Annotated in this window: 5 protein-coding genes; 4 read left to right on the forward strand and 1 reads right to left on the reverse strand. The window is 70.5% G+C overall.

All coding sequences use genetic code 11. The features are described from left to right. The 4 genes from Q0066_RS13505 to Q0066_RS13520 all read left to right on the forward strand — a co-directional run. The coding region (locus Q0066_RS13505) for a glutamate synthase-related protein (protein ID WP_298133749.1) at positions 1–3,225 on the forward strand (3,225 nt) is incomplete at its 5' end. Then, entirely contained in the window at positions 3,225–4,955 is a 1,731-nt protein-coding gene (locus Q0066_RS13510; RefSeq protein ID WP_298133751.1) for a sulfite reductase flavoprotein subunit alpha, read from the forward strand. The genes Q0066_RS13505 and Q0066_RS13510, both read left to right, overlap by 1 nt. A 1-nt stretch (position 4,956) precedes the next feature. Next, a complete protein-coding gene (locus tag Q0066_RS13515; RefSeq protein WP_298133753.1) occupies positions 4,957–5,880 on the forward strand; it encodes a hypothetical protein in 924 nt (307 codons plus the stop codon). 9 nt (positions 5,881–5,889) lie between these two features. Further along, the gene (locus Q0066_RS13520) at positions 5,890–6,102 is read left to right on the forward strand and encodes a KTSC domain-containing protein (protein WP_298133754.1); all 213 of its coding nucleotides are present in this window, start codon (positions 5,890–5,892) and stop codon (positions 6,100–6,102) included. A gap of 116 nt (positions 6,103–6,218) precedes the next feature. On the opposite strand, the gene Q0066_RS13525 is transcribed toward Q0066_RS13520, so the two are convergent. Then, a partial coding sequence (locus Q0066_RS13525) for a hypothetical protein (RefSeq protein WP_298133756.1) occupies positions 6,219–6,687 on the reverse strand: 469 nt, incomplete at its 5' end.

The raw sequence follows: 6,687 nt of genomic DNA on the forward strand, positions 1-6,687 counted from the left end.
TGCTTCCCGCACATGGCGGCCCCGGTCGGCGGGGTCGGGTTCAGCCGGATCGCGCAGGCGGCCGCTCAATGGCACGCCCGCGGCTGCGTCGTCCAGACCGAATCACAGGTGCCGCTGCTGGGCCTGTTCAAGGAGCGTTCCGAGGGGGCCGGGCATTCGTTCGGTACCACCGCGGTGCGTGGCTTCGCCGGGATGACCGAGGAGCCGCGGCGTTTCGACGACGGTTCCGAAGAAGACGCGACCCTGGCCCGGCTCACCCTCGATCAGCTGGAGGGCGCCTTCGGGATCAGCGACGAGGCGTACGCCAACAACGGCCTGGCCGCGCTCACCCACGAGCAGATCGACACCTTCCGGATCACCCCCGGCTACCGCGAGTTCCTGGCCGCGACCCGGGCCGAGCGGGCCCGCCGGCCCTCCGCTTTGCGCGACGTGCTGGCGCTTCCCGCCGATGTCGCCGGGCTGCACACGGCGTCCGATTTCGAGCATGAGCTGGCCCGGTTCTCGATCGACGGCAACGCCAGCATCCTGGTCCGCGGGCTGGCCGTCGAGCCGGTCGGTTCTGACCGGTACCTGATCCGGTTCACCGACGTCGCCGGCGGCGACGCCGACCGCTATGCGGCGTTCGCCGACTTCCTGACCGGCCACGACCCGGGCGGCGTCCTCAGCGTGACGGTGAACGCCGACGCGCTGGAGGTTCAGGTGACCGGCCGGACGGCGTCCTTCCTCGGCCTGCTCGCGCCGGCCCCGGCCAGCATCGGTCTGGACGACGTCCAGCCCGCACACCAGATCGCCCGGACGCTGGCGTCCGGCGCGATGAGCCACGGCGCCCTGGTGGCCACCGCGCACGAGGCGGTCGCGCACGGCACCAACATGGTCGGCGGCATGTCGAACTGCGGCGAGGGCGGCGAGCACCTCTCCCGCTACGGCACCATCCGCGGCTCGCGGATCAAGCAGTTCGCGTCCGGCCGGTTCGGTATCTGGGCCGGCTACCTCGCCGACCCGATGCTCGAAGAACTGGAGATCAAGATCGGCCAGGGCGCCAAGCCGGGCGAGGGCGGTCAGCTGCCGGCCGCCAAGGTGACCGTCGAGATCGCCGCGGCCCGCGGCGGGACGCCCGGCGTCGAGTTGATCTCCCCGCCACCGCATCACGACACCTATTCGATCGAGGACCTGGCGCAGCTGATCCACGACTGCAAGGCCGCCCGGGTGCGGGTGATCGTCAAGCTGGTGTCGTCCGAGGGCATCGGCACCATCGCGGTCGGCGTGGCCAAGGCGGGCGCCGACGTGATCAACGTCGCCGGCAACACCGGCGGCACCGGCGCGGCGGCGGTGACCAGCCTGAAGTACGCCGGCCGGTCCGCCGAGATCGGCGTCGCCGAGGTGCACCAGGCGCTGGTCGCCAACGGGCTGCGCGACAAGATCGTGCTGCGCTGCTCCGGCGCCCACCAGACCGGACGCGACGTGGTGATGTCGGCGCTGCTGGGCGGTGACAGCTTCGAGTTCGGCACCACCGCGCTGATGATGCTCAAGTGCGTGATGGCGAAGAATTGCAACGTCAAATGCCCCGCCGGGCTGACCACCAACCCGGAGGTCTTCGACGGTGACCCGCGGGCCCTCGCCCAGTACCTGCTGAACGTCGCCCACGACGTCCGGGAGATCCTGGCCCGGCTCGGGCTGCGCTCGCTGCGGGCGGCCCGCGGACGCTCCGACCTGGCCCAGCTGCTCGACCACCCGGCCAGTGTCGGACGCCTCGACGTCCGGGCCATGCTGGCCCGGGTACCGGAGCGTCGGGTCGACGATCCGGTCTACCTGGAGAAGAGCTACGCGGTCGACGACGCCCTGATCGAGGAGGTCAGAACCGCATTGATCGACCGTGCCGAGCCGAGTGTCGAACTGGACGCCGGCAGGCTGCACAACAGCGACAAATCGGTCGGCGGGCAGCTTTCGATCGACGCCGAACGGATGCTCAACCACGAGTTGGACCCCGACGTGCTGGCCGGACTGCCCGCGGTGTTCACCGACGAGCGCGGGCGCAGTTATCTCGACGACGGTGCGGTGCGGATCCGTACCAACGGCTCGGCGGGACAGTCGTACGGCGCCTTCTGCAACGACGGCCTCGAACTGGTGCACACCGGCACCGCCAACGACGGCGTCGGCAAGAGCCAGTGCGGCGGCCGGATCGTGGTCCGCACCCCGGGCGGCGGCAGCGCTGAGCCGGGCGGCAATGTGCTGATCGGCAACTTCGCGCTGTTCGGCGCCACCGGCGGGCGAACGTTCGTCCAGGGCGAGGCCGGCGACCGGTTCGCCGTCCGCAACTCGGGTGCCACCGCGGTCGTCGAGGGCATCGGCGACTTCGGCTGCGAGTACATGACCAACGGCGCGGTGCTCAACCTAGGCTCGGCCGGCAAGGGCCTCGGCAACGGGATGAGCGGCGGTTTCCTCTACCAGTACGACCCGGACGGCACGGTACGCGGCCGGGTCAGCCACGATTCGCTGCTGGTCTTCGGCATCACCGACCAGGAGTACGGCGGCTTCCACGCCGAGGCGGCCCGGCTGCTGATCCGCTGGCACCACGAGGCCACCGGCTCCAGGCTCGCGGCGCAGCTGCTCGCCGACTGGGAGGTGGCCCGCGAGCACATCTTCTGCGGCATGCCGCGGGCGCTGCTGCTCACCCAGGACGCCGACGCGATCCTGGCCGCGTCCACCCGGCGGCAGCTGCTCGACGAACTGGCCACCTCAGTGGCTAGCGAACAGGTCCGGGTGCTCAAGGGGCACTACCGCGACGGGCGTCCGGTGCTCGACGGACGCGTCCCGGCTGGTGAAGCCGACGACATGTTCGGCCTGCTGTCGTCGTACACGGTGTTCTCGATCGCGAACCAGATCGCCCAGCAGCGTGGGCACACCACGGCACGCACCCTGATCCTCACCGAGGACTTCTTCGTGATGCAGAAGGTGATGAAGTACCTGCGCGACCGGCTCGACCCGCTCACCGACGCCGAGCTGGCCACCCTGATCTCATCGCGTCGGCTGACCGACTACACCCGCTCGCTGGAGCTGCGGAACGTGCGCGGCATGGACGCGCCGGGTACCTACGGCTGGATCCTGCACCAGCGCGCCCGCAACGAGGCGCGCACCGACCGGGCCCGGTTCGACCGGCTGCTGGCCGAGGCGGCGCTGAACGACCTGGCCGCCGACGCCGTCCGCAGCCTGGATCGGACGGCATGATGACGCACCTCACCGTCGACGCCCCGTTCAGCCCCGGCCAGCGGGCCTGGCTGGACGGCTTCCTCACCGGCCTGGTCGCTGCGAAACGCGACGAGGGCGGAGCGTCCGCCATCGCCACCCTCACCTTCGACGTGCTCTACGGCAGCCAGACCGGCTGCAGTGAGCTGCTCGCCGAAGATCTGGTCAATGCCGCTCAGGCCCGTGGGATGGCGCCCACTCTGCGGGTGCTGAACGACGTCGAACTCGACGACCTGACGCAGCTGGAACGGGTGCTGGTGATCACCTCCACCTACGGCGACGGCGAGCTGCCCGACAACGCCGGGCTGTTCTGGGACGACTTCGGCTCCGAGGCCGCGCCCCGGTTGGAGGACGTCCGCTTCGCGGTGCTGGCGCTCGGCGACACCGCCTACGACGACTTCTGCCAGGCCGGCAAGCTGATCGACCTGCGCTTCGAGCAGCTCGGCGCCACCCGGCTGCTGCCTCGGGTCGACTGCGACACCGACTACGACGCACCGGCGGCCGCCTGGATCGAGCAGGTCCTCGACCTGCTGGCCGCCGAAGCCCCGTCCGCGGGTGCCGTGCCGGCGGCCGCGTCCCTGACCCCTGCGCCGGCCCGGGAGCGCCCGCGGTGGAACCGCAAGACGCCGTTCCCGACCCGGCTGGTCGCCAACCGGCTGCTGTCCGGGCCGGACAGTGCCAAGGAGATCCGGCACTTCGAGATCGCCCTGGCCGACAGCGGCATCGACTATCAGGCCGGGGACGCGCTGGCCGTGGTCCCGCTCAACGACGCCGCACTGGTCGAGTTGCTGCTGGAGCGGCTCGGACACGACCCCGACACCGTGGTGGGCGAGTCGACGCTGCGGGCCCAGCTGGAGCGCGGCTGGGAGATCGCCACGCCGTCCAAGGATCTGCTCACGCTGCTGGCCGAGCGGGCACCGGGCAGCGAGCTGGGTGAACTCGTCGTCCGGGCTGAACGCGACGCGCTCGACTCGTGGCTGTGGGGCAAGGACACCCTCGATCTGCTGCACCTGCTACCCGAGGTGAACCTCGACATCGATGCCCTGACCAGGGTGTTCCGGCCGCTGCAGCATCGCGCCTACTCGATCTCGTCGAGTCCGCTGCACAGCCCGGACCGCATCCACCTGACCGTGGCCGCCGTCCGGCACGGGGGGCCGCGGGTGCATCACGGGGTGTGCTCGACGTTCCTGTCCGACCGGGCCGAGGACGCCGAGTTCGGCATCTTCCCGCAGCCGAACGCGGCCTTCCGGCTGCCCGCCGACGACTCGGCGCCGGTCATCATGATCGGCCCGGGCACCGGCGTCGCACCGTTCCGGGCCTTCCTGCAGGAGCGGGCCGCGCGCGGCGCGTCCGGGAAGAACTGGCTGTTCTTCGGCGACCAGCACCGGGCCAGCGACTTCATCTACGCCGACGAGATCGAGAGCTACCGGGCGAGCGGGCTGCTGACCCGGCTCGACCTCGCCTTCTCCCGCGACCAGGCGCAGAAGATCTACGTGCAGACCCGGATGCGCGAGCAGGCGTCCGAGTTCTACGGCTGGCTGCAGGACGGCGGCCACATCTATGTCTGCGGCGACGCGTCCCGGATGGCGCGCGACGTCGACCGGGCACTGATCGAGCTGATCGCCGGGCAACGCGGCCGCGGCGACGACGACGCGGCCGAGTACGTGGCCGCGCTGAAGAGAGACAAGCGCTACCTGAGGGACGTGTACTGAGATGACTGACCCGATGCCCCCCAACCGCGAGGGGCAAAGCCCGGCTTGCCGTGCCGGACGCTGCGAGCACGGCTGTTCGCTGCGTCGGCTCTCGGTGGCGATGGACGACGTGCTGCGCACGCTGGCACTGCTCGAACACCCGGCGGCCATCACCGAGAATCAGGTGGCCCGGCTCACCCAGGTGGCGGCCTACGCCGACCCGGGCGTGCCCGGCGGACCGTTCCGGGTGCAGCCCGGCTGGGTGTCGCTCCGGCTGGATCCGGACGCCCTGACCGGCGCCATGCTGATCGAACCGCCACACGCCGAGCCCGGCGAAGCTCCGGTGCCCGAGCTCAGATTGTGCGGCGCCGACGGACGTCCGGTGCACCGCTGCCATCCGCTGCTGCCCCAGGACCGGCTGGTGATCGAGGGACTGGTCCGCCTCGGCGGCGGCCTGCCGGGCTCGCGGCTCGACGTCTACCCCGACGGCACCACGAGCGGCGCTGAGGTTCCCGACCAGCTGCAACGCATCGACGACCTGCTCACCTGGACGACCAACCGGACGCCGTTCCTGCCGCACCGGCACATCGATCCGGGCGCGGTCGTCGACGTGTTCGAGCACGCCTGCGCGATCGGGTTGCCGTTGGGCATCGCGGTGTTCTCCGACGCCGCGATGCACGCGGTGCAGAACACCGTGCAGTCGGTGGCGCATGCCGCCGGGGTCGCGGCGGTCGGTACCGAGGAGGCGATTCTCGAGATCCGTCCGGCGGACGTGCAGCACTGCCTGCTGCTGCGGTTGCACGGCCCGCACGGCCCCACCTCGTCCCTTGAGCTGTACGACCACACCGAACGCAGGGTCGCGCTGATCTCCCAATTCGGCATCGTGGAACGCGGTGCGCACGAGGGCTGGGAGCAGTTGGCCGGCTCGCTGCCCGAGTTGATGTAGGACTGGGACATGGAGATGACCCGGCTGTGGACGTCCAAGGCGGTCAGCGAGATCGGCTACGACGCCGACAGTCGCACCCTGCGGCTCATCTTCCGCAGCGGGGGCGGCTACGACTACCTCGATGTCGACCCGGAGGTGTACCAGGGGCTGACCCACTCCGCCCACCCGTGGACGCAGTGGCGTGAGCGGGTGCTGCAGCACGACTACCGCCGGCTGGACTGAGCCCGCGGACACACCAACGCTCGCCTAACTGTTTGCCGCTCGCTGAATTCAGCGAGCCCGAAATAGTCAGGCGAGCGATTGGGTGTGGGAACTGCGCAACTGGGGCCGAGGCCGGATCAGTTGTAGAACGAGCGGACGCCGGACTTGTGCCAGCCCGTCCAGCCCGACGTGACGCCGTTGTCGCTGCGCACGTAGAAGCGGATCTGCTGGTACATCTCCTCCTGGCCGGACTCGGTGTCGACCAGGGTGCGGTAGTTGTCCAGCGTGGTGACGCCGCGCGCCGAGAAGGTGCTGGTGCCGACGTGGTCGTCGGGGTTGGGCCAGCCGTCCTCCTCGTACCGTTCCTGGGTGATGTAGGCGGTGCGCCCGGACTGGCAGTTGACCGAGATCCGGTAGTTGAGCACCTTCACCCCGTTGGACTGGGTGTAGGAGTAGACCGGCGTCAGCGGTTCGACGGTGCAGCCGGACGTGGTGTGCGCGTGGGCGTTGGTGGCGGCTGCGACGCCGAGTGCGGCGGCGGCGAGGGTTCCGGCGGCGATCCGACGGACGTTCTTGGTGAGGGTCATGGCGACTCCTTTCACGAGT

It is taken from the genome of Micropruina sp. (genome assembly GCF_027492755.1).
Classification (GTDB): Bacteria; Actinomycetota; Actinomycetes; order Propionibacteriales; family Propionibacteriaceae; genus Micropruina.

Coding starts and splice junctions, on each gene's coding strand:
- Q0066_RS13520 (WP_298133754.1), top strand. CDS start 5,890: ATGGAGATGACCCGGCTGTGGACGTCCAAGGCGGTCAGCGAGATCGGC.
- Q0066_RS13515 (WP_298133753.1), top strand. CDS start 4,957: ATGACTGACCCGATGCCCCCCAACCGCGAGGGGCAAAGCCCGGCTTGC.
- Q0066_RS13510 (WP_298133751.1), top strand. CDS start 3,225: ATGACGCACCTCACCGTCGACGCCCCGTTCAGCCCCGGCCAGCGGGCC.